Annotated in this window: 19 protein-coding genes; 9 read left to right on the forward strand and 10 right to left on the reverse strand. The window is 66.4% G+C overall.

Translation table 11 applies throughout. From position 1 onward, the window contains the following. Window positions 1-36 precede the first annotated feature (36 nt). From ligD to ACQPYR_RS35050, 7 genes are all read left to right on the forward strand, one after another. Window positions 37-993 (forward strand): non-homologous end-joining DNA ligase, encoded by a 957-nt coding sequence (gene ligD, locus ACQPYR_RS35020; protein WP_433623230.1) that lies wholly within the window; start codon window positions 37-39, stop codon window positions 991-993. Window positions 994-1,102: 109 nt separating this feature from the next. Next, window positions 1,103-2,059, forward strand: a complete 957-nt coding sequence (locus ACQPYR_RS35025) for a D-isomer specific 2-hydroxyacid dehydrogenase family protein (protein ID WP_433623232.1) — start codon at window positions 1,103-1,105, stop codon at window positions 2,057-2,059. A gap of 212 nt (window positions 2,060-2,271) precedes the next feature. Continuing rightward, the gene (locus tag ACQPYR_RS35030) at window positions 2,272-3,258 is read left to right on the forward strand and encodes an alpha/beta hydrolase (RefSeq protein WP_433623234.1); all 987 of its coding nucleotides are present in this window, start codon (window positions 2,272-2,274) and stop codon (window positions 3,256-3,258) included. 1 nt (window position 3,259) lies between these two features. After that, window positions 3,260-4,240, forward strand: a complete 981-nt coding sequence (locus tag ACQPYR_RS35035; protein WP_433623236.1) for an SDR family NAD(P)-dependent oxidoreductase — start codon at window positions 3,260-3,262, stop codon at window positions 4,238-4,240. Window positions 4,241-4,290: 50 nt separating this feature from the next. Continuing rightward, window positions 4,291-5,205 carry a ferritin-like domain-containing protein gene (locus ACQPYR_RS35040; RefSeq protein ID WP_433635322.1) on the forward strand — a complete coding sequence of 305 codons (915 nt, stop codon included), beginning with the start codon at window positions 4,291-4,293 and terminating at the stop codon, window positions 5,203-5,205. 38 nt (window positions 5,206-5,243) lie between these two features. Next, window positions 5,244-6,767: a flavin-containing monooxygenase gene (locus ACQPYR_RS35045; RefSeq protein ID WP_433635323.1), complete on the forward strand. Its 1,524-nt coding sequence runs from the start codon at window positions 5,244-5,246 to the stop codon at window positions 6,765-6,767. A gap of 102 nt (window positions 6,768-6,869) precedes the next feature. Beyond that, entirely contained in the window at window positions 6,870-7,640 is a 771-nt protein-coding gene (locus ACQPYR_RS35050) for a MerR family transcriptional regulator (RefSeq protein ID WP_063047106.1), read from the forward strand. A 300-nt stretch (window positions 7,641-7,940) separates the two neighbouring features. Here the strand turns inward: ACQPYR_RS35050 and ACQPYR_RS35055 are convergent, their stop codons facing one another. After that, window positions 7,941-10,682, reverse strand: a complete 2,742-nt coding sequence (locus ACQPYR_RS35055) for an ATP-binding protein (protein WP_433623238.1) — start codon at window positions 10,680-10,682, stop codon at window positions 7,941-7,943. Window positions 10,683-10,742: 60 nt separating this feature from the next. Then, window positions 10,743-11,042 carry a hypothetical protein gene (locus ACQPYR_RS35060; protein WP_433623239.1) on the reverse strand — a complete coding sequence of 100 codons (300 nt, stop codon included), beginning with the start codon at window positions 11,040-11,042 and terminating at the stop codon, window positions 10,743-10,745. A gap of 149 nt (window positions 11,043-11,191) precedes the next feature. Here ACQPYR_RS35060 and ACQPYR_RS35065 point away from each other — a divergent pair, with 149 nt between their 5' ends. Both ACQPYR_RS35065 and ACQPYR_RS35070 read left to right on the forward strand, forming a co-directional pair. After that, window positions 11,192-11,365, forward strand: a complete 174-nt coding sequence (locus ACQPYR_RS35065; RefSeq protein WP_433623241.1) for a hypothetical protein — start codon at window positions 11,192-11,194, stop codon at window positions 11,363-11,365. Window positions 11,366-11,442: 77 nt separating this feature from the next. Continuing rightward, window positions 11,443-11,910: a hypothetical protein gene (locus ACQPYR_RS35070; RefSeq protein WP_433623243.1), complete on the forward strand. Its 468-nt coding sequence runs from the start codon at window positions 11,443-11,445 to the stop codon at window positions 11,908-11,910. Between the two features lie 26 nt (window positions 11,911-11,936). Here the strand turns inward: ACQPYR_RS35070 and ACQPYR_RS35075 are convergent, their stop codons facing one another. From ACQPYR_RS35075 to ACQPYR_RS35110, 8 genes are read right to left on the reverse strand one after another with little or no spacing between them, the layout of a single operon-like run. After that, a complete protein-coding gene (locus ACQPYR_RS35075) occupies window positions 11,937-12,869 on the reverse strand; it encodes a hypothetical protein (RefSeq protein WP_433623245.1) in 933 nt (310 codons plus the stop codon). Next, window positions 12,866-13,498, reverse strand: coding sequence for a nitroreductase family protein (locus tag ACQPYR_RS35080; protein ID WP_433623247.1), 633 nt, complete (start codon window positions 13,496-13,498; stop codon window positions 12,866-12,868). Before ACQPYR_RS35080 ends, ACQPYR_RS35075 begins: the two co-directional genes overlap by 4 nt. Beyond that, window positions 13,498-14,484, reverse strand: a complete 987-nt coding sequence (locus ACQPYR_RS35085) for a ScbA/BarX family gamma-butyrolactone biosynthesis protein (protein ID WP_433623249.1) — start codon at window positions 14,482-14,484, stop codon at window positions 13,498-13,500. Before ACQPYR_RS35085 ends, ACQPYR_RS35080 begins: the two co-directional genes overlap by 1 nt. Continuing rightward, window positions 14,481-15,401: a nucleoside-diphosphate kinase gene (locus ACQPYR_RS35090; protein WP_433623251.1), complete on the reverse strand. Its 921-nt coding sequence runs from the start codon at window positions 15,399-15,401 to the stop codon at window positions 14,481-14,483. The genes ACQPYR_RS35085 and ACQPYR_RS35090 overlap by 4 nt, the downstream gene beginning before the upstream one ends. Beyond that, entirely contained in the window at window positions 15,398-16,489 is a 1,092-nt protein-coding gene (locus ACQPYR_RS35095; RefSeq protein WP_433623253.1) for an SDR family oxidoreductase, read from the reverse strand. The genes ACQPYR_RS35090 and ACQPYR_RS35095 overlap by 4 nt, the downstream gene beginning before the upstream one ends. Further along, window positions 16,486-16,812, reverse strand: coding sequence for an acyl carrier protein (locus tag ACQPYR_RS35100; protein WP_433623256.1), 327 nt, complete (start codon window positions 16,810-16,812; stop codon window positions 16,486-16,488). The genes ACQPYR_RS35095 and ACQPYR_RS35100 overlap by 4 nt, the downstream gene beginning before the upstream one ends. After that, a complete protein-coding gene (locus ACQPYR_RS35105) occupies window positions 16,809-20,210 on the reverse strand; it encodes an AMP-binding protein (protein WP_433623258.1) in 3,402 nt (1,133 codons plus the stop codon). Before ACQPYR_RS35105 ends, ACQPYR_RS35100 begins: the two co-directional genes overlap by 4 nt. Beyond that, complete coding sequence (locus ACQPYR_RS35110) at window positions 20,197-22,992, reverse strand: phosphoenolpyruvate synthase (RefSeq protein ID WP_433623260.1); 2,796 nt, start codon at window positions 22,990-22,992, stop codon at window positions 20,197-20,199. The genes ACQPYR_RS35105 and ACQPYR_RS35110 overlap by 14 nt, the downstream gene beginning before the upstream one ends. Window positions 22,993-23,091: the final 99 nt, after the last annotated feature.

Raw genomic sequence — 23,091 nt, forward strand, 5'->3', positions numbered from 1 at the left:
GGGCGGCGGACCCACCGAGCCGTTATCGTCGGACAGGTGGCCAGTAAGTCCGCGTCGCCCGCAGTCGAACTCGATGTCGGCGACCGCACCGTCCGCATCACCAACCCGGACCGGATCTACTTCCCGGAGTCCGGCGCGACCAAGCTCGACCTGGTGCAGTACTACCTGAGCGTCGGCGACGGCATCGTCCGCGCGCTGCGGGACAGGCCCTGCATGCTGCACCGGTTCCCCAAGGGGCTCGCGGGCGACAAGGTGCATCAGAAGCGGCTGCCAGCCGGCGCGCCGGACTGGATTCCGACCGTGCGCGTCTTCTTTCCGCGCTACAGCCGACATGCGGACGAACTCTGCGTGGACAAGCTGGCCGATGTCATCTGGGCGGTGCAGATGTCCACGGTCGAGTTCCATCCGTGGAACTCGCGCCGCGATGACACCGAGCGCCCCGACGAATGGCGCATCGACCTGGACCCGATGCCGGACTGCCCGTGGTCGCGAGTGCAGCGAGTCGCGGGCGTCGCGCAGGAAGTGCTCGACGAGCTGGGCGCGGTCGGCTGGCCGAAAACCTCCGGCGGCAAGGGCATGCACATCTATGTGCGCATCGCGCCGGAGTGGGGTTTCACCGAAGTTCGCCGGGCGGCGCTGGCCTTCGCGCACGAGGTCGAGCGCCGCGCACCCGACGATGTGACCACCACCTGGTGGCGCAAGGACCGCGATCCGAAACTGCTGTTCGTCGACTACAACCAGAACGCCCGCGACCACACCATCGCTGCCGCCTATTCGGTGCGCGGCGTTCCGGAGGCGACGGTCTCGACCCCTATCCGCTGGGATGAGATACCCGACGTCGACCCGCGCGACTTCACCATGAAGACGGTCCCCACTCGCTTCGCCGAATTCGGCGATCTGCACGAGGGCATCGATGAGGCGGTGTTCCGCATCGACCAACTGCTGGAGTGGGCCGAACGCGACAATCTGGACGTCGACCTCGACGAAGACTGACCGCAGCCGAGTGGCCATGGACCGGACAAAAGGTGCCGGTGCTACGGTTCGCTTCGGAGTCAGCCGCAGGCGGCGTGCCAGTGGTTCTGCCCGCGACAGGAGGTCGTCCATGAGCCCCACCGAGGTTCCGGTGCCGGTCGCGATCGGCCCGTCGACGCCGCCGCCGACGTTGCTGCGCAAGGCCGTGGTCGAGGGCGGCGCGACCGTCGCGGATCTGCCGCAGGCTCGAGCCTTGATCTGGGCGGGCGGGCCAGGTGAATTCCCGGACGAGTTGCCGCCGTCGGTCGAATGGGTGCAGTTGCCCGCGGCCGGTGTCGAGGACTGGTTCACCGCGGGCATTCTCGCTCGGCATCCGGAGGTTCGATTCACCTCCGCCGCAGGCGCTTTCGCCGCGAGCGTGGCCGAGCACGCGCTGATGCTGCTGCTCGCCGGGGTGCGTTATCTGCCGGAGCACCTGCGGGCGGGCAGTTGGCGACAGTACGACTTCTTCCCGCATGTCGGCACACTGCACGGCAAGACGGTGACCATTGTCGGAGCCGGCGGGATCGGGCGCGCGCTGATTCCCATGCTCGTCCCGCTCGGCGCGCACATCATCGCCGTCAATCGCTCGGGCCGCCCGGTGACCGGACCCGGCATCCCGGACACCGTCGAGACCCTTCCGGCCGAACATCTCGCCCGCATCTGGCCGCGCACCGATCACGTTGTGATCGCCGCCCCCGCGACGCCCGAGACGAAACACCTGGTCGGAGCCGAGGAACTGGCCCGGCTGAAGCCGTCTTCCTGGGTGATCAATGTGGCGCGCGGCAGCCTCATCGATACCGACGCACTGGTGGCCGCACTGGCCTCCGGCGCGATCGCCGGCGCCGGTCTCGATGTCACCGATCCCGAACCGCTGCCGGACGGCCACCCGCTTTGGGTGCTACCGAATGCCATTGTCACACCGCATGATTCGAATCCCCCGCAGCTGCGGCTCGCGGCTTTCGCGGACCATGTGGGGGCGAATGTGCAGCGCTTCACCACCGGGCGCGATCTGCTCGCTCCGATCGATATCAAACGGGGTTACTGACCCACCCAGGCCCCAGGTCGGTGCCGGCTTCGGCTACGCGCACTGGTGATCCACCGCGGCGCGCTTCAGGACCCCTGTCGCGAAGGCTGAACGGTCAGCGCTACATTTCGTCGGACTTGATCGAGACCTGGCTCATGGTTGGCCGCGCCGTAAAACAGCCTGTTTTAAATGTGCCATTGACAACTGGCACATTCATGCCTGACGCTTAGGTCATGACAAGGTCAACGAGGACCTCGGTCCCCGGCGTTCCGACGGTGCCGTCGGCACGGTCCAGACTCGCTGCCGCGGCATGCGAGATCGGGCTGCGGCCGCTGAACAATGCGGTACCCATGAACGCACCGGGAGTGTGGTTCGCACGCAAGCTGATCGCGACGATCATGGCCACGGCCGGTCCGACGCCGGGTGACATATCCGTCGTCCAGGTCCGGTCCGGCGCTGTCCGCGGCGAATGGGTCCGCGCACCCGGCGTGGATTTCGGACAGCGCGCCATCTACTACATTCACGGCAGCGGCTACGTCCTCTGCTCGGCCCGCACCCACCGCGGCTTGGCCGCGCAACTGTCCAGAAAGACCGGACTGCCGGTCTTCCTCACCGACTACCGGCTCGCGCCGGAGCATCGGTTTCCGGCCGCCGCCGATGATGTCGAGGCCGGATACCGCTGGCTGCTCGACCGCGGTTTCGCCGCAGCAGACCTGGTGATCGCCTGCGATTCCGCGGGCGGGCATCTGGCGCTGGATCTGCTGATCGAGAACGACCGCCACGCCCGGCCGCAACCCGCCGCCGTCGCGATGTTCTCCCCGCTGATCGATCTCACCCTCGGTTTGGCCGCCGAACAGGAACGGCGGCAACGGGATCCGGTCATCTCGGCCCGCGCGGCCGGTCGGCTCCCCCACGCCTACACCCGCGACCTGCCCGCCGACGCACCGCGCCTGCGGCTCCGAATTCCGCCGGGCACAGCCATGCCGCCGCTGCTGATTCAGGCGGGCGGCGCCGAAATGCTCTGCGCCGACGCCCGACACCTGCACGCGATGGTGCGCGATGCGGGCGGCGACTGCGCACTCGAGATCTGGCCGGGCCAGGTGCACGTCTTCCAAGCGTTGCCGCTGCTGATTCCGGAGGCGGACAGGGCATTGGATCGGGCCGCCGAATTCTTGTGTACCGCACTGATTTCCCAGACCGTCACGAAGAAGGTGAGCTGAGATGTTCGGACTGGAGAGGCTCATTCCGATCGGTATCCGACCGCGGCGCAGCCACGGCGCCCGCGCGGTGGTGACCGGTGCGGGCAGCGGCATCGGCCGGGCCTTCGCACTCGAAATCGCCGAACGCGGTGGACAGGTGATCTGCGCCGATATCGCTGAATCCCGCGCCGATGAGACCGTCGCCCTCATCGAGCGCAACCATCCAGGTGCCGCGCATGCTTTCCGCTGCGATGTTTCGCGGCGCGAGGAGGTGGAAGTGCTTGCGCGCTTCGCCGAATCGCTGTTCGAACGCCCGGTCACGCTGGTGGTCAACAATGCCGGTGTCGGCATCGGCGGAAAGCCGGTCGGCGAAATCGGTTTCGACGACTGGGAGTGGGCGCTCGGCATCAACCTGTGGGGTGTGGTGCACGGATGCGAGATCTTCGCACCGCAACTGCGCGCCGCCTGCGGTGGCGGGAGCGACGGGCCCGAAGGCGGTAGCTCGCGTAACCACGCAGGGCCCCGCGTACGCCCCCATCAACACAGGGGCGGCATCATCAATGTCGCCTCCGCGGCCGCCTTCGCCGCCGCACCATCGATGGCGGTCTACAACGCGTCCAAGGCCGCGGTGCTTTCGCTTTCGGAGACCATGGCCGCCGAGATGAGCGGCACCGGAGTGGCGATCACCGTGCTGTGCCCGACCTTCGTCAAGACGAATGTGGCTCGCGACGGCCGCATTACACCGCAATCGGCCCGATTGGCCGACACCCTCATGCGCTTGACCGGCTTTTCCCCCGACAGCGTCGCGCGCACCACCCTCGACGCGCACGACCGCGGGCAGCTGTATGTGCTGCCGCAGCTGGACGCGCACCTCATCTGGCTGCTCAAGCGCTACTTCCCCGCCCAGTACACCTATGCACTCGGCCTCCTGGATCGGCTACTGCCACAGGAGAACTCGACCGAAACGGACCGGACCTCGGTCTCCGACAAGACGGGAGTCTGATCATGGCCAACGCCGGCCCTTTCGAGCGACCCGCAAGCGATCGCTCCGGTATGGACTTCGACGACATGCTCCGCAAGATCAAGGATCGCCAATGGGCGCTGGCCGATATCGACTGGGATGCCCCCGGCGCGGAAACGATTTCGCCCGAACTGCACGCCAAACTCAAGCCGTTCATGGCCGATCTGATGTGGATCGAGAATGTCGGTGCGCGCGGCTTCGCCGCCATGGCGAAGAAGGCGCCGACCGAAACGCTGCGCGAGATCTACCGCTACTTCCATGCCGAGGAGCAGAAGCACGCCAATGCCGAACTCGCGCTGATGCGGCGCTGGGGCATGCTCGACGGCGATGAGATTCCGCAGCCGAATGTGAACGTCAAGCTGGTGATCGACTTCCTGGACCAGTACTCCGACGATATGTCGCTGTCGTTCCTGGGCACGGTGATTCCGATGCTCGAGGTAGCCCTCGACGGTGCGCTGATCAAGTTCATCATGGACGAGATCGAGGATCCGATCTGCCAGCAGGCCTTCAAGAAGATCAATGCCGACGAATCCCGGCATCTGGCTGTGGATTTCGCGGTGATGGATCTGCTCGGTCACGCACAGATGCGCAAGCTTCTCATCGATCTGGTCGGCGGGTGGGCCAAGCCGACGTTCATCATCGGCGTGCTGAGCTATGTGCCGCTGCTGAACAAGATGCGCGACAACATCGTCGAGATGGGCGTCGACGAGGAGAAGTTGTACGCGGCGCTGAAGCGCTACGCGAATGTCGGCGAGCGCAGTGAATTCGCGCGCAGACTGCCGATGTATCAGATCGTGAAGATGCACGGCGGCTGGGTGATCAACCGCGGCCACCCCTATCACCTGCTTGCCGACGCGCTGGTCAAGATCACCGCCCGGGTGCCGAAGCGGCTGCTGCGGCCGCAGCCGACCTGGTCCAAGGAACTCACGTACGAGCCCGCGGCATGACGAGGGACGAGATGAATACAGCATCGCACAGCGATTCGATGAGGGGCGACGGTCGGGCGACGGGTGGGCATACCCTGGATGTCGCCATTATCGGCGGTGGTTTCGCCGGAATCGGTGCCGCGATTCGCCTGAAGCAAAAGGGAATCGGCGATTTCGCGATCTTCGAACGCGGCACCGCGATCGGCGGGACCTGGCGCGACAACACCTATCCCGGTGCGGCGTGCGATATTCCGTCGCGGCTGTACTCCTACAGTTTCGCGCCGAACCCGGATTGGTCGCACACCTACTCCGGCAGCAGTGAAATCCTCGGCTATATCGAGTCGATGGCCGCGAAGTTCGGACTGCACAAGCACTTCCGCTTCGGCCACAACGTCACCGGAATCGGGTTCGACGAGGACGCCGGGGTCTGGCGCATCACGATCGAGGACCGTGCGCAGACCGTCCGCGCCAGAACGGTGGTGTTGGCCTCCGGGCCGCTGGCCAACGCGAGCCTGCCGAACATTCCCGGCATCGCGGACTACCGGGGCCACAAGATCCACAGTGCCCGTTGGGACCACGACTACGACTTCACCGGTAAGAAGGTGGCGGTAGTCGGCACCGGGGCCAGTGCGGTGCAGATCATTCCGGAGCTGGTGGAGCGGGCGGCCTCGGTCAAGGTGTTCCAGCGGACGCCGGGATGGGTGCTGCCCCGAGTCAATCGGCGCACCACCCCGTTGACCAAACAGCTCTACCGGCGGGTGCCCGCAGCCGAATCCCTCTCGCGTCTGGCCTGGTTCTACGGGCATGAATCCGTCGCGCTCGGCGTGGTGTGGAATACCCCGCTGACCAGGGTCGTCGAATTGGTCGGGCGGGCCCAACTGCGCAGGCAGGTGAAGGATCCGTGGCTGCGCCGCCAGCTCACCCCGGACTTCCGCGCCGGCTGCAAGCGACTACTGATGACCGACGACTACTACCCGGCCCTGCAGCGCGACAACTGCAAGCTGGTCACCTGGCCGATCGCCCGCATCGCCGAACACGGCATCCGCACCGCGGAAGGTGTTGAGCACCAAGCCGATTGCATCGTCTTCGCCACCGGATTCGATGTCTCCAAGACGGGCACGCCCGTCCCGGTCGTCGGCCGGGCCGGGCGGGTACTCGCCGAGGAGTGGCACCACGGCGCGTATGCGTACAAGAGCATCGCGGTTTCCGGCTATCCGAATCTGTTCTTCACCTTCGGGCCGAATTCGGGGCCGGGACACAATTCGGCGCTGGTGTACATGGAGGCCCAGATCGACTATCTGGTGAGCGCGATCGGCACCATCCTGGACCGGGATCTGCGCATGCTCGATGTGCGCAAGGACCGGCAGAACCGCTACAACGCGGCGATCCAGCGGCGCCTGGGCGGCACCACGTGGAACTCCGGCTGCCGCAGTTGGTATCTCACCGAGGACGGGTTCAATGCGACCATGTATCCGGGTTTCGCCACCCAGTACGTCGGCCAGCTGCGGACAGTGAACCTCGCTGATTATCACGTCGTGCCGGCCGCGCGCACGACGGAGCAGCGGATCGCGGCGGTTTCCTAGGTGACGGGCACAGGTGGCCGGGACGCTAGACTCGGTCGGTTCGAAGACCGCATTCCGGCCGCCGGTGCAAGCGTGCCCTAGTCGCTATCGGAGGTGATATCGGTGCCGGAGTACCGGATCGATGATCTCGCCCGCGCCGCGGGCACCACGAGCCGGAATGTGCGCGCCTACCAGGAGCGCGGACTGCTACCGCCCCCGGTCGGCAAGGACGGGCGCGCCAGCATCTACGACGATTCGCATCTGGAGCGGCTGCGACTCATCGACGCGCTGCTGCAGCGCGGCTTCACCACCGCCCATATCGCCGACTTCATCACCAGCTGGGAAACCGGCAAGGACCTCACCGAGGTGCTCGGCCTGCAGCACGCGGTGACGGCCCCCTGGGCGAAGGACGAAACCTTCGAGGTGCCCCGCGAACTGATCGGGACCATTCTCGGCACAGATACCGACGAACTCGTCGACCGGCTCGCGGAGATGAAGCTGGTGCGGATCGAGGGCGATACCGTCGCCTTCACCGATACCGCTCTGCTCACCTCGTTCGCCGAACTGCACGAATACGGCCTGGAACTGCGCACGCTGATCGAGATCTACGCCAAGGTCGCCGATCGCATCGATGACATCACCCACATCATGATCACGGCCGCCAAACAGCACATCGTCGACGAACACGGGCCCGGCTGGCTGCCCGAGACCAGCAGCGAAATCGCCGACACCACAACGATGCTCAACAAAATGCGCGAACTGGCCGTCGCCTCGGTGCACGCCACCCTGGTCCGGTCGCTCGATGTCACGCTGCGCCGCGAGTTGGGCGATTACCTCGCCACCGCCGCGGAGCGCGAACGCGGACGTACCGGTTCATTGCCCGACGCGCCCTGACCGCCAGCGAAATTCGCTGGGGTGCGCGTTGGTTTCGGGGGTTCACGCCGCCGATTGTCCGAGCTCGGGCCGACCGAGCGTTTCGGCTCGACAGGCTCGGTGCTCGGGGCACAGGTAGACAAATCCGGGCCGGATGAATGCCGGGTCCAGTCGCTGTGCGAACGTCAAGTTTTCGCGACGCCAGCAATCGCCGCATACCACTGTGTTCATGTGGCACCTCATTCCGCTCACGGGACGTGTGAGCAAGGATTCCCAATTCCGGCGAAAACAACGCGACGTGAGCCCATGGCAACACAACCGTTACTTCGGACCCGGGTTCCTGCTCGCCCAGGCCGCGATCTGGCTGCGGTTGGTGAATCCGAGCTTGGTCAGGATGTGTTGGACATGGTTCTGCGCGGTGCGCTCGGATAACACCAGCGCGGTCGCTATTTCGCGGTTGCTCTTGCCAGCGGCGACGAGACCGGCGACTTCGCGTTCCCGTGGGGAGAGCGTCGCGCGGTTCAGCGGTGTCGCGGCGAGGGCGAGCAGGCGCTGCACCCAGGGGGCCATACCGTAGGACTGCGCCAGTGGCAGTGCGGATTTGGCCATGGTTACGCCGTCCTCGGTGGCGCCGCGGCGGATCAGGAGGTCGGCCAGTTCACAATCGGCTTCCACGGCGAAGCAGCGGGCGCCGATCTCGCGACAGACCTTGCGCGCGGTGCCAAGATCCTGTTCGGCGGTGGCCGAATCGCCGAGGGCTGCCGCGAATTTGCCGAGCCACAGGGTGACCGGGCCGAGGTAGTGTCCGTTGCCGCCTCCGCCGACCACATGACCGTCGCGATACCGGGCGAGGCGCCGCGCGAAGTAGCGGATGTCCTGATCCAGGCCGAGAGCCAGTGCGACGGAACCGCCGACCACCAGCGCGTTGAGCACGAAGTACGGCGGGATCAGCCACTCTTCGGGCGGACCGAGCCCGCGATACAGCGGTTCGGCCGCTGCGGTCCGACCGTCTTCGACCAGTGAAAATGCCGTGCCCAGCCGGGCGAAGATCTCGTTGCGGACCTCACCGCGCATGGACAACGGCGGCAAATCGAAGCTGATATCGAGGTGGCCGCGGTGATGGCCGATGGTGCCCACCAGCGCTCGATACGCGCCGTAACCCGCCGGATGGCCGATCGATTCGGCCAGTTCGCGCGCCTGCCCGCCGAGCCGCAGCGCCTCGTCCAGATCCCCGTGCCCCTGTGCCAAGGCCGCCTCGGCCACCAGCAGATTCCAGCGCGCCATCGGCCCGCCGGTATGCCGCACACACCAGCGCAGCCGCGACAGCTCACTGCCGATCGCCGCGAGTTCGCCACGCTCCCAATGCGAGTCGATGGCCCACAGCCTGCCCCACAGTTCGATCGATGGGCTGCGCAGGCTCAGTCCGGCATCGGTCATGCGGGTGGCCAACTCGGCGCGCTCCACCCGGTGTTCCGGTGCGGCGCAGGCGAGTTGACGGGCACGCAAGGCGGCGACCACAGCCTCCGGATCGCCGCACGCGTCGGCGAGCTGCAGTGCGGCGCGGCTCGTCTCGTCGACATCATCGAGCAGACCCAGATAAACCGAGGCCTCCGTCGAGCGCGCGAGCAGCCGCGTCCGCAGCAGATCCGACAGACCGTCGAATTCCAGTGCCGCCGCGCACCATTCACGGATGTCGCGATCCCAGACACGATCGCCGACCGGCTCGAGTACCAGTGCACACTCCGCGATCAGGGTGGCATCGCCGACGCGACGGCCGATGGTCAGCGCGGCAACGCAATCCGCGCGGGCCGCATCGAGATCGCCCGCCCGTAGCCTCGCCGTGGCCTTGGCCAGCAGCAATCTGCCGCGATCGGCGGCGTCCGATCCGGCGGCATGGTCGAGTGCCAGACCGTAGAGCCGCACGGCTTCCTCGAACGCCAATTCCCGCATTGCCGCATCGCCCGCGCGACGCGCCCAGTGCACCGCGGGACCGTGCTCGCCGGTCACCGCCGCACCTGCCCAATGTCGGGCCAGTGCCGCCGAATGGTGTTCCAGCGCATCGGGATACAGTTCCTCGATGGCCTGTGCCGCCCTGGCGTGCAGGATCACTCGCTGCTGCAACAGCAGGCTTTCCTGCAGTGCGGCACGCACCAGCGCATGCCCGAATCGCACCGCGCCCGGCTCCGTACCAACCACCAGCAATCCCGCCGCGACGGCCTCGTCCACCGCGGCCAGACACTCCAGCGCAGGCCTGCCGATCAACCGCGACGCCACCGCGATCAGAAACTCCTCGCCGAGAATCGAGGACGCCCGCAGCAACTCCTGAGTGCGCGGCGCGAGCGGCACCAGTCGGCCGCGGACCACCTCACGCAGGGTCGCTGGCAGTTGCAGCGCACCCGTCTCCTGCAGCGATCGCCCGAGCTCGCGCAGGTAGAACGGGTTTCCAGCGGTCATCGTGTAGGCGTCGAAGGTGATCTGATCCGGGACCTCCCGTCCGGCCTCGGCCTGCAGGCACCGTGCCGAATTCTCCGGGGACAGACCGGTCAGGCCGAGTGTCCTGGTCACCGGCTCCCGCAGCAGATCTGGTTTGATCGCGCGCCAGCCGGCCGCGGCATCGGATACCGCGTCACGTTCGGTGGCGCACACCAGGATTCGCTTACCACGCAGATTCTGGATCAGATGCAGCAGCGCCTGCAGCGACGGTTCGTCGGCCCAGTGGATGTCATCGATGACGAACAGGGCCGCGGCGCCATCGAGACGATCGGCGAAGCTTTCGAACAGCGCGGTGCGCTCGACCGGTGCGACATCGACGGCCGGTAGATCGGCAAGGGCCTGCCGCCACAGCCAGAACGGCGGTGCGTCGGGCATTTCCAGCGCCCGGGTCCACAGCGTGCGCACACCCCGCGCCTGCGCGTGCTCGGCTAATTCGGACACCAACCGGGTCTTGCCGATACCCGCCTCGCCGGAACACACGACCAACTGCGAATTTCCGTTCACCGCAGCGTCGAGCCAGCGGAGCAGATCGGCAAGTTCGTCTCCCCGCCCGATCAGCTCGGTCGACACGCGCCACCTCCGAGACGTTGACATTACCCGCGCGGTGGTGCGCACGAGCCGGCATCGCGACTAGGACGCCTCACGTTCGGTCAGGCCGTCGGTGCTCACATCGCCTTCGAAGGCGTGGATGCTCGCGTCCGGACCCGGACGCACCCCCGCGCGTTCGAATGCCGGGAACAGCCGTTCGGCCGCATATCGGTCGGCCGCGGCCGCCGATTCCCAGACGTCGACGATGTGCAATGCCCCGTCGGACACCCCGACGATATGCAGCAATTGCCCGGCGATCGGCTCACCTCCGAGTTCGGCCACGACCGCGTGGTATTCCGGTAATCCCACTCCGGGCGTGTGCGTGATGTTGATGAACGGCATCGGTTCCTCCTACCTCGAACCACCGCCGGGTGCGGTGGGTACAGCGAGATTACGAAGCAACCGCCAGCCCGACGTCCGCCGAACTACTCATCCCAGCTACTCATTCGCTCAGGTAGCCTCGTAGGTAGCACAATTCGGGAGGGTCGATCATGGTGTCGGAAAATTTCGAGAGCGAAGTCGCGGACCCGCGCGCCCGGTGGCGCCACCTGCCGAAGGAGCCTGACCAGTACGTCGAAGAGGCCCAGGTCGAGCCGACATATTCGTCGTACACGCTGCCCGCGGTCGACCCCACCCAGGATTTCATCCGGCTCTACGGCGGCTGAGGCCTTTTAGATCTTGCGGTGGGGCGCGTGTCTATCGAAACTGGATCGGTCGAAGTTTCGCGAGTGCAGGAGCCAACATGGCCGTCACAGCTGTTCGTCGTATCTCGTCCGGGTTCGCGGTTCTCACCGCGGTCGTTGCGTTGGCAGGCGGGTCGTTGCTGGCGTCCGGCGCCGCCGTCGGCGCACCTGGAGATGTCACGACCACGGTGACGCTATCGGGACAGGCTGCCACCGGATGTACGGCGCAGGTGAAGGCAACGGTGGCAGGCAGTTCCGCGCTCGGGCTAGGGAATTACATTCCGCCCGTGGAGTTCTGGGATGAGGGCACCTTCCTCGGAAGTGTCACGCCGACGGTGAACAAGGCGACGCCGTCGAACGGTGTTTCGTTGACCGCCCAGGTCGACTGGAAGCCCGCTACGACCGGCAATCACACGGTGCGGGCGAAGTATGTGGGCGGCAACTACACGCCGGAGTCGGCGGGCTCGGTCGTGGTGCGCGTCGGAACAGGCATGGATCTCGGATCGGTGTGCTTGCCGATCGGATGACACCTGCTGCGGGTGTCGGACTTACGTCAGGTGATCGCCTGCACGATCAGCACGATGTACAGCGTCAGGATGAACAGGACGGCCGGGAGCACCGGATAGTCCGGCTTGCTGCCGCGCACGAACTTTACGGCTCCCCAGATGGGAAGCAGTAAGAGCGCCAACGGAATCCAGGCGACAATGGCCCGCGCTGATGTGTATGTCCATGGTTGGACGAGAGCGATGTCGGTGGCGGCGGCGATGGCGGCGCACAGCAGTCCGAACGCGGTACTGCCCGTCGCGCCGAGCGCATTGGAGTAGAAGTGCTCGTCGGTGCGTCGCGTGCGAGATGTCTTGCGGGCGAATTCGAATTGCAAGAACGCGCCCGCGAAGATCAGGGCCACGGCCGCGGTCTTCGAAGTGGCGCGAACCTCACCGGTGTCAGCGGCCGATAGGACGACGTAGGCGGTGACGAGCAGTTGAACCGGATAGGTAACGGCCAGATTCGCCAGAATATCGGTTCGAATGGTTGCCGATAGGCGCTCGAGACCCCACAGCGCCAGGCCGTAGGCGAGGACGGCGGCGATCATGAGCGCGGAGACCACCGAGAGCGTCAGGCTGGCGGCGATCGCGCCGACGGCGATGACGGCCATGGCGGCACGCAGTTCGGAAGCGGAGATCGCGCCGGTGACCAACGGGCGGTCCGGGTTGTGCACGCGGTCGTAATCGAGGTCCTTCTGCTCGTCGACCATGCGCAGATACAGCAGGACGAACGCGACGACGACGATACGCAGAACCGTGGCCCCCGTCGGACGCCAGGCCGAATCCGGTTGTGACACAAGGGCCGCGGTGCCCTCCAATGCCAGTACCCATAGCACGCCATACAGGACGTAGTGCGGCTTGTACATAACCGCAGTGAAGCGGCCGATGCGCACCGCGGAATCGAGGAACCCAGAGGGTGACGGGCCGGCGACCTCGCTCATGCCTCACTCCACCGATCCCACATGGTCACCTCCACGGCGGGCGTGCGCCGCGACCCCGGCCCCCGAGTGCCGGGCAGCAGATGCGCGACCGGCAGCATGGCGACCTGGGTGACCTGCTCGAACGGAATCCCGAGCAGGTCGGCGACGTCTCGCTCATACGCCAGATGTGCGGTGGTCATGGTGGAGCCGAGCCCACGTTCGTGCAGCGCGAGCATGAAGTTCCAAACCGCCGGGTAGATCGAGCCGTAGAGACTGGCCAGCAGCAGCGGCGACGCGTTCGCGGGCAGGCGACCGAGGGAGCACACGATGACCAGCGCGGGCACCTCGTGCAGATGCGCCGCGAGATGCTGCCCGGAGGCCAGATCACCGAGTTGGTCCGGACGGGGTGTGCGCGCGGAAAGGTAAGCGGCGAAACCCTTTCGGTAGTACTCGGCGATCTGCTGTTTGGTTGCCGGATCCTCAACCACCAGGAACCGCCACGGCTGACGATTGGTGCCACTCGGCGCGTGCACCGCGATATCCAGACAGTCCAGCAGGTCTCGGCGCGCGACCGGACGCGTCAGATCGAGCCGGCGGCGGAAGGCGCGGGTGGTGGTCAGCAGGTCGGTGCCCGAGAACTCCTCGCCCATCAAACTCCTTCTGGGTCGGTCTCGGAAACCAGTGCGTCCTCAGCGAATTCGAGATCGACCTGGGCGGCCACGGCATCGGCTTGGAGGATCTCGCAGTGGATGACGGTATTGCCCGCCCCTTGGTCGGTGATCTCCGCAGTGCATTCCGCGGGCAGGTCGAGCTCGACAAACCGGTCGAAAGTACTTGCGACACATTCGAGTTGGGGCAGATCGCGCACGACCATCGACAATGCGGTCTGCCGGCAGGCCTCGATGAGCAGACTGCCGGGCACATGGTCGAGTTGGTGGTCGAACAGGAACGGATGGCCGAGATCGGGTACCAGCCGCGCCCGTGCGACCGCGCCGTCGCGCACCGGGGAGCCGATCACCACATTGCGCCAGTTCTCCCGGCCCACCGCGGCGGGTGCGGCGCGTTCGGTCAGTGCCGAGGCGCCGCGAAACTCACCGAGCCCCAGGCTGTCCCGGAATCCGCTGCGCAGCCCCGACCACTGTCGCCCGGTCACCCAGGAGAAGGATCCGTCGACCGTCAGCATCGGCTCGCCGTCGGATTCGATCTCGAGCACCATATCGAGCCCCTGCAGCACGCCACCGCGCTGATGGCGCTGCGGCACATGCACGTGCATCACCAGATCGGCGGGCGCGGTGCGCACCTCCCACGCGGTCGTGTCGGATCCGGTGCCGTTGAAAGTGCGTACCACGAATGCCATTTCGTTCGGCACTCCGTAGAACTTGTGCGTCAATGCGATGGCGGCCTGCCGGGCAGCCTCCATGACCACCAGCGGATCATGGCGCACCGCGAGCGATCCGGCGTGGTCGCCGTAATACGCATGCATTCTGGGTAATTGGGCTCCGGCGACGAAGGTGTGCGCGCCGACGGCGTCCAACGAGGTGACGAACACCTCCGAGACCGCGCATCGGTGTGCGAGTTCCCGGGAGATCGTGCGGGTATGGCTCGCCGTCTGTACGGCGGCCGCGTCTGTGGTCACGTTCGACCCTCCAACCATTCTTCGGCGGACACCGGTCGCAACGTCTGCGACGCGATGCCGGTCCGCATGGGAAGTACATAGGATCCGAGTACGATGGCCGACCACGGATCCAGATCCCAGCCATCGGCCCAGGCTCGATACAGCAACTGCGCGCAGTCCGCATCCGAGGCCGGATCGAAGCCGGATGGGGCCGCCCTACCGGCCCGTGCCGAATCGTGTAGCACCCGGTCGAGCGCGTCCGCCCGATCGAAGCTGCGCGCGGGGGTGCGCGCATACAGTTCTTCGGCGATCGCGGCCGCGTCCGCCGCGCGGTCCGCGCCGCCGCAGGCTTGTGCGATCACCGCTTCCCGACTCCATTCGTCCAGGTAGATGGCGAGTTCCCGCAGTACGTCGGCGGGATCGTCGGGCGAATGCACCAGGTTCAGCAGGTAGTTGTGACGGCCGAGCAGATACCGCAGCTCACCGGGGCGGCGCTTGCGCGGATCGGTGGCGCCCTTCGCCTCGGTCAGCCGCACCGGTACGGGCAGCTCGCCGTCGGGCGCGTGCACGACGAGTACGAGCACATCCGAGATGGCGACCAGCAGATCGGCCAGGCGGCGGCGTTCGGGAGAGGCGATATTCCACGCGAAGTACCACAGTGCGCGGGCCAGATGCCGGTCGACCGGGACGCGGAACGCGCTGACCACCCGAAAACCGTTGTCGGCCAGCCAATTCAGGGTCGGCTCGACGGAGCGCGCGACAATCGCGTCCGGCTTGAGCAGCAGCAGGGAATGCTCTCTGGCGAATTTGGCCGCGTCGACGCCGAGTCGATCGAGCTGGTCCACCGTTTCCTGCACGTAGGTGTCGGCAACGTAGGCGTCGACCTTCTGCGGAGACGGCGTCAGCGCGCTCAGCAATTCCCGCAACAACTCACTCATGGGGCCGCTCCGTCGAAATCGTTGCTGGCCAGAATGTCCGCTATCGAGGGCAGCGGCACGCCGAGGTATCCCGATTCCAGGCAGTAGTCCAGCAGTACCCGCAGATACTCCTTGCCGCTCGACGGGGACGGCTTGCCGAGCAGTACGTCGGCGCGGGCGGTGTCGAATACCAGCCGCCGCCGGAAATAGCTGGTGTAGAGCGAACCGATGCGGCGGTAGTACTCGCGCTCGATCGGCTCGAGATCGTCCTCGGCGAAGGTCGCCTCCGGCACGAAGGTGGCGACCTCGAAGGACGGATATTCGGCGAGCACATCGGAGACCTCGCGCAGCGAGAGGGTGTCGCGGCCGAGAGCGTGCAGCGTGCGATTCTGTGCGGAGTCGAAGTCCAGCACGGCCGCGGCGATTACATCGGCGACATGGTCGACCGGCGCCAGTGACAGCGTCGCGTCGTAGCGGCCGGGCAGCGAGCGCAGCTTGCCCTCGACCATGAGTTTCACGACGGTATAGAGGTTCTTGTACTCCCGGATCGTTCCGGTATCGCTCGCTCCGGTCACGATACCGGGGCGCACGATAGCCCACGGCAGACCCTGCTCCCCGGCCGCCCGCACCAGCTTTTCGGCGCGAAACTTGCTGTCTTCGTAGCCATTTCCGAAGGCCTGACCGGCGTCGAGTTCGTCCTCGGTGATGGTGCCGCCCCGCATACCGCATACGTAAGCGGTGCTGACGTGTACGAGCGGCACCTCCCACTCGCGTGCGAGCGCGATGGCATTCGCGGTGCCGACCACATTGAGTTCCTCGTAGTCAGCCGCGGATGCGTCGAATGCCGTTGTGGCCGCGCAGTGCACGATGATGCCGACCCGCTCGGCCAGATCCTCGGTATCGCGCTCGGACAGGCCCAATCCGGGCAACCGCACGTCACCCGCGACGGCGGTACCGGCCTCGATCAGGGTGCCGTCATTGCGCACGATGGTCGAATTACTGTGCAGCACAGCGGCAACCGGCCGACTCGCAGCCGCGAGCCTGGCCACGACCTCGGCGCCGACCAGTCCGGCCGCACCGGTCACCAGCACCGTATCGCCGGAGTTCACAGTGGCACCTCGGCAGCGGCCGAACTACCCGAGACCAGGGCGATCACGGCATCGACCCGACGCACACCCACCAGTTGCTCGGGTCGGTAGCGCGGCAGTTCGAACGCACGCTCGAGGACGACGGTGAGTTCCATCAGACGCAGTGAATCGAAGCCGAGATCCTCCACGAGGCGGTGCTCGTCGGACAATTCGGCGGGCGGTTCCGGGGCCATGGCCAGGACGATCCGGCGCACCTTGTCGGCAGTCGTGGTACCAGCCACCGCGGGCCCACCCGTCACCCGGCCGCCACCGCTCATCGAATCGCTGCGCGATGCTGCCCTCACGACTCTCCCTCCCGCAGATGCGGTTGTTGGCCACCGGAGGCCAGCAGATCGCGGGCCTCGTCCAGGGGCAGGTCGGTATTCAGATACCCGGCGATGCGCAGCCAGTCGTAACCGATCGCCAGCGTGCGCCGCCACTGCTCACGTGAATCGAAGGAGGCCGGGAATCCCGTTGTCGTCTCCGCCCCCGCCGCGACCCATCGGACCAGTGTGACGAAATCATCCAGCACCGCGAGACCCGCGAGAGTATCTCCGCCCGTTCCGATTATCTCCGAGAAACGGACCCGCCGTGCCGATTCCAATTGCGTCAGCAGATCGTCACGACGCAGGGCATGGTTCGGCAACATCCGCCGCAGGGTCTGCGCGGGCGCGACGTCGGCGGGCAGCGAGTGAATCCCGAATGCGGACAACAAGACACGAACCGCCATGGCGATGAGCCGGTGTGCGGCGATATCGGCGACGGCGCCCTGGGAGTTCTTGACCGCACCCGCCAGGTCCTCCCTGGCGTTCTCCAAGACGACATTGGACCACACCAGGTTCAGCGCGCATTCGGTGAATCTGGTTGCGGGCAGGGGTGACAGCGTCGCGATCACATCGTCGCGGGTGGCGCCGGTCAGGCCGAGGGCGGGCGCGGCCGCGTAGGGCACCGGGGTGTACGGCTTCACCGGCTTGCACATGGCCAGCGCGGGTTCGATGAGTGCACCGCCGCGCCACTGCAATCCGACCAGGCCGAGTCCGAGGAACTCGAGCAGATCCTCGGCGATGTCATGTTCGGAGCGGGCGAGGACATCGCGCAATGAATGCCGGAACACCACCGAACGCCAGGCACGGGCCGCGCTGTCCGACAGTGCGAAGACGTCATGATCGTCCCGGATCACGTGGATGTGCCCGCCGATCGCCCAGGTGGTGACTCCTGGACGCCGTGCGAACAGGATCTGGTGCGGGTCATCGGTGATCTCGGGCACGCCGAGCTCCGCCGCCACCGCCCAAACCTGTTCCCACGCGAGGTGTTCGGTCGGCTCGGTGAGGTGGTTGTAGCGGTCGATGAGCGCATCGGTTCCGATGCGGTCGAGTTGGTGCGGCAGCCATTTGGTTTCCAGGTAGCTTTCGCCCTTGCGGGCAGCCCAGCCCTTCATCGCCTGGAGCAGTCCGTCGCGCGCCCAGTCGGCGGCTTCGGCCTCGGCGTGCAGGGCCCGCAGCGCGACCGCGTATCGCAGCGCCTGCGTCGCGCGCCGAGTCCACCAGTCGGCCACCAGCGCCGTGAACCTCGAATGCGGCAGCAGTGCACGCAATTCCGCGACGTTCGGTGCGCCGTGCCGAACCACGGTCGCGCGCAGGAATCGCTGACACCGGTTGAGCAGATCCTCGTCGATCTTGTCCGAACCACCCGCCGCCAGCTCCAGCTGATTGCGCAGCTGCGCCTCGGACCGCGTCCGCACCTCCACGCGCCGACCATCGATGAACAACACCGTCGGCAGTGTCGGCAACTCCTCGTCACCGGGGGCGACGACCAGGAAGTCGATATCGGATCCGGCATTGCCGAATCCCTCCGCCAGCGAACCCTCGAACAACACGGTCGAATCGGGCGGTACCGCAACACTTTCCAGTGCCCGATCGAGCAACTGTCGCACTCGTTCGGCAGGCAGCGCGGGCTCGGGCACGGCATCGCCGGTAGCCGGGCTGTCCATACGCGGTTCCGATTCGGTGGTGGCGTCTGCCGCGTGCAGCACCGCACCCGCCAACGCGCCGTCCGCGAACAGCTGCCACATATGCCTGCGCCGCGGTTTACCGCTCGAGGTGCGGCGGATGATGCCGCGCGGGCCGGTCACGATGTGCACCGTCTGCGCGGGCCCGAGTTCACCGCGAATAATTCTGCGCGCCTCGGCAATCCAGTATCCCGGTGCCGATTCGGCGAACAGCGCGATGCCCTGGGCACCGGCCTCGGCGATCGCGACGGCGGCGAGTTTGCCCTTGGTGATTCCGGTTTCCTGAGCCACCCGGGATTCGATGTCCTCCATGAACACCGACCGGCCGCGGACCTTCAGGCTCGAACCCATCCGGCCGAGGACGAAAACCTCACCGTTGTGCAGGAATCCGGCATCGCCGGTAAACAGCACCCGCTCGACGATCCGCGTCGATGAACCTGCGTTCGGTTCGCCGGAGTAACCCAGCGCGACCGAATCCCCGACGACGATCATCTCGCCGAGGGTGCCGTCGGGCAGTTCCCGCCCGTCTTCGTCGACCACCCGCACGGTCGATTCGGGCATCGAGTAGCCGAGTCCGGTGATCCACCCGGAGCCCTCGACACGGTGGGTGTCGTCTAGCAATTCTTCGGCCAGGATCGTAATGGGTTGGCCGAAGCGAAGATTCGGATTGTCGAGCCGCAGTGCGGTGATGGGCCGGTTGCGCGCGGAAGAGGTCACCATCAGCGTGGCCTCGGCCAGACCATAGGCGAGGGTGTACGCGTTGGTCGAAAAGCCTTGTCTGCCAGCCAGTCCCGCGAAGGACTGAAGATCGGCCACCTCCACCGGCTCGGAACCGACAGCCAGCGTGCGCCAGCCGGATAGATCCAGGTCCGCGATCTCCTCCGGCGCGACGCGATGTGCCACATAACCGAGCGCGAACGACGGCGACGGCGTGTGCTGTGCGTGCGACATGGCGCGCAGCCAGCGCGCCGGATCGCGGACGAACTGGTCCGGACGCATCAGATACAGCTCGCCCTGATTGGTCACGGTGGTGAGGAATGCCCCGACCAGGCCCATATCGTGATACAGCGGCAGCCAGGAGACCATGGTTTCGCCGTGCCGCCAGTCGATCAGCGTCGAGATCATCGCGATGTTGTTGGCCAGGTTGTGCCAGCTGACCCGCACCCCGCGCGGCGTTCCGGTGGACCCGGAGGTGAATTGCAGCAGCGCGCATTCATCGGGCTCGCCGAATTCGCGCTCCGTCGGCGCGGGACCCAGATTCGCGGCATCAATCACCAGCGGTTCGTCCGTGCGGCCCGCCGCCTCCGCCGCTTTGCGCACCAACTGCTCGAACTCGGTCGAGGTCACCACCAATCGCGGCCGGGCCTGCTCCAGAATGGCCGCGATATGGGCGATGATCTGGTCGAGGTCGCCGAACATCGGCGGCGCGACCGGGGTGAAGACGCCACCGCAGGCCCATACCGCGTAAAAGGCGGCGGCACAGGGGAATCCGGTCGGCATGATCACGCATGCGCCATCGCCGCTGCCCATACCGTGTTCGCGCATGCGCGCGGCGATCGACCAGCTCAGCTCCGCGAGATCGTGATAGCTGCGGTACTCCCAGCCGTCGGCCTCGTCGGCGAGGTGGATCCCGGCGTCGCGTGCCGGATCGGCCAGCCAATTGCGAACCGCGGCAACGTCTTTATCCGGCTTCATCCCGCAGCTCTCCTCCCGACAGCACGGTAACGGTACCGTTCGTGCCGTCGACCCGTATTCCCATACCGGAACGTATCTTCTTGGTCAGGTCCTTGATCTGGACCACCGTCGGAACTCCCAACTCCCGTGCCACGATCGCGACGTGAGTGAGGGGACTGCCGCGCTCGATCACCAGCGCCGACGCCGAGGGCAGCGCGGCCACCCAACCCGGATCGGTGCGATATGCCACCACGATGCCGCCTGCCACGTCGCGTGGCTCGTCGACGACCACCGCAGTGCCCTCGACGATTCCGGATGCCGACGGCGTGCCGGGCAGGACGGTGCCGACAGTCGCGGCCGGGGTATCGGTGACCGGCACCCAGCCCTGGCGCGCGAGCTCCGCGCGCCCGAAGATCGGCCCCGAGGTGACGAAGCGGGCGGGGGCGACGAGCTCGGCGTCCCTGGCGCGCTGGGCTTTCCGTGCGGCGACCAGATCGCGCAGGCCGCCGCTGGCGACTGCTTGCAGGTCGCTCGAAACAACGCCGCTAGCGACTGCTTGCAGGTCGCTCGAAACAACACTGCTGTCGTAGCAGCTGCGCAACTCCTGGACGGTCAGCGCGAAGACATCGTCGAATTCGTCGATGACACCGCGCGCGACCAGATCTCGGCCCATTACCCGGATCATCCGCTTGACCATCCCGAAGGCCCTGGTGCGGCAGAACCGCAGCCGCTCCCGATGGGCGGCGCACCGATTCACCTTGCCGCGCAGCCGTTCATAGATCCGCCGCCGGAAGCCGCGCAGATTGGCGTCGAGGTACTCGTCGGCCTCCGCACCGCGGCTGTGCTGCGCCGCCTCCCCGACGCGACCGATCGCGCTGCGCAGCATGACGAAAAGGCTCGCGGGCTCCTCACGCAGATCCGGGGTTTCCAGCTTCAGTTCGTCCAGGCTGCGGTAACCGTAGCGATCGATGTAATCCTCGATCCGGTCGCGGAATTCGGTGCGGTCGCGCACGGCATCGTAAATCTGTTCCGGCGCTGTCGAATTGATCAACGACACCAGTTCGGGATCTTTGCGAACGAACTGCGCGAGCTCGGTCATGGCGCGAGCCGGTTCGGCGGATTCGACATCCGCGCCGGGGCCGACGACGGCGTACAGGAACCACTCCGGCGCCTTCGGCAGCAGCAGTTTGGTCAGCAGATACATCAAACCGGTGCAGGTCAACAGGATTGCGTCCAGGACCATCAGCGGACCCCAGCGCTCGACCAGGTCCCGGTCGACCTTGCGATAAGCCGCGTAGGCCTGTTCGCCGGTCAGCGTCGAGTAGTCGAGCGCGTCGTATTCGTCGTAGACGCGGTAGAAGTCGCTCATGAAGGTATCGACCATCTCGTCGATACCGAACAGCCGCCGCACATAGGTCACCGTGGTGATCGCCCGCGACCGCAGCCGGGCCAGCGGTGTGCGGAAGGTGAACGGGCGCAAGGTCTTCGCGATCTCGTCGGGCAGCGGTTCGTCGACGCCGAGCGCGGCCTCGAGCACCTTACGGTTCAGCGGGTATCCGGGCGCGATGCCCACCATCCGGTACCAGTGCAGCAGGTTGTAGTAGACCCGGCCGTGAAAGTAGCCGAGTAGCACCGGAGTCCAGCGATCGGTCTGGCGCAGTTGCGCGTCGGGCACCCGCAGCGATTTCGCGTAACCGTGGTACACGCGGCCGTAGATGTCGGCGGCGGTCGTATAGGTCAGCGGGGAGGTGATGCCGCTGAAACTCTCGATGATGTTGGAGTTGTCCCAGATTCGCTCGTCGCCGTCGGCGAGCACCTCGCCGGCGCCGCGCAGTACCGCACCGCGCACCGGGCCGTCGGTGACCGCCGTGGTGATCGGCCGTGACTGCAGGAACCAGAGGCCATCTGCATCGATGGCCCACTCGATGTCCTGTGGCGCACCGAAATCGGCCTCCAGCTTGCGTCCCCACTCCACCAATTCGGCCAGTTCGGCATCGGCGAGCACCGCTGCCTCGCGGCGCTGCGGCTCGACCTCGAGCGTCGTGCAGCCCTGCTCCCCCGAGGGTGCATAGCTTCGATCCTTGTCCCCCACAGTCGTTTCCAGCACCGTGCCGGAGGATTTGTCGACCACGACCGAATCGGCGTCCACCGCGCCCGACACCAAGCCCTCGCCGAGCCCGTACACCGCACTGACGACCAATTCGTCTGCGGCGCCGCTGATCGGGCTCGCGGTGAACATCACTCCGCTGGATCGCGCATCGATAAGGCGTTGCAGGACAACGGCTATGGCGTCGGCGCGCGACTGCCCGTGCGCGAAGGCATAGCGGATGGACCGTTCGGAGAATGCCGAGGCCCAGCAGTCGCGCACGCGCGCCGCGACCGCGTCGACACCGTTGACATTGAGGAACGAATCGAACTGGCCCGCATAGGACTGGCCGGGACCGTCCTCGACGACCGCCGACGATCGAACCGCGATCGCGACCGCCCCCAGGCGGCCGTAAGCATCGGCGATCAGTTCGAGTACCGGCTGCGGCAGTGGCGCATCGACGATCGCGGCGCGTAGTTCCGCACCGGCGGCCAGCGCCGAATCCAGATCGTCCGACGATGTGACATTCAACACAATAGTCGCCAAATCGGCGCCTGTATCGGTCTCGATCAGGAACCGGTTGAAGACGTCGGTGCCGAGCACCACCCAGTCCGGGACCCGGAAGCCACCATTGTGCAAGGTGTACAACCCACGCGCTTTACCCCCGCCTAGCGCGGCAAATGTCGCCGAGTCGGTCCACGGTCCGAGTACCTGCAAGACTTTTCTCCCATCACCCCCGTTCACCGCACCGGAGCAGGCGCTCCGGCACCACAAGGCAGCGCAAATCGAAGGGGCTGTCTGGATATATCCGAGATT

Origin of the sequence: Nocardia sp. CA-120079, from assembly GCF_050955745.1 — a bacterium.
Classification (GTDB): domain Bacteria; phylum Actinomycetota; class Actinomycetes; order Mycobacteriales; family Mycobacteriaceae; genus Nocardia.

Bases quoted from the DNA above. Each gene is read 5' to 3' on its own strand.
- ACQPYR_RS35025 (WP_433623232.1), top strand. From the start codon at position 1,103: ATGAGCCCCACCGAGGTTCCGGTGCCGGTCGCGATCGGCCCGTCGACG.
- ACQPYR_RS35030 (WP_433623234.1), top strand. From the start codon at position 2,272: ATGACAAGGTCAACGAGGACCTCGGTCCCCGGCGTTCCGACGGTGCCG.
- ACQPYR_RS35035 (WP_433623236.1), top strand. From the start codon at position 3,260: ATGTTCGGACTGGAGAGGCTCATTCCGATCGGTATCCGACCGCGGCGC.
- ACQPYR_RS35040 (WP_433635322.1), top strand. From the start codon at position 4,291: ATGGACTTCGACGACATGCTCCGCAAGATCAAGGATCGCCAATGGGCG.
- ACQPYR_RS35045 (WP_433635323.1), top strand. From the start codon at position 5,244: ATGAGGGGCGACGGTCGGGCGACGGGTGGGCATACCCTGGATGTCGCC.
- ACQPYR_RS35060 (WP_433623239.1), bottom strand. From the start codon at position 11,042: ATGCCGTTCATCAACATCACGCACACGCCCGGAGTGGGATTACCGGAA.
- ACQPYR_RS35065 (WP_433623241.1), top strand. From the start codon at position 11,192: ATGGTGTCGGAAAATTTCGAGAGCGAAGTCGCGGACCCGCGCGCCCGG.
- ACQPYR_RS35070 (WP_433623243.1), top strand. From the start codon at position 11,443: ATGGCCGTCACAGCTGTTCGTCGTATCTCGTCCGGGTTCGCGGTTCTC.
- ACQPYR_RS35075 (WP_433623245.1), bottom strand. From the start codon at position 12,869: ATGAGCGAGGTCGCCGGCCCGTCACCCTCTGGGTTCCTCGATTCCGCG.
- ACQPYR_RS35080 (WP_433623247.1), bottom strand. From the start codon at position 13,498: ATGGGCGAGGAGTTCTCGGGCACCGACCTGCTGACCACCACCCGCGCC.
- ACQPYR_RS35090 (WP_433623251.1), bottom strand. From the start codon at position 15,401: ATGAGTGAGTTGTTGCGGGAATTGCTGAGCGCGCTGACGCCGTCTCCG.
- ACQPYR_RS35105 (WP_433623258.1), bottom strand. From the start codon at position 20,210: ATGAAGCCGGATAAAGACGTTGCCGCGGTTCGCAATTGGCTGGCCGAT.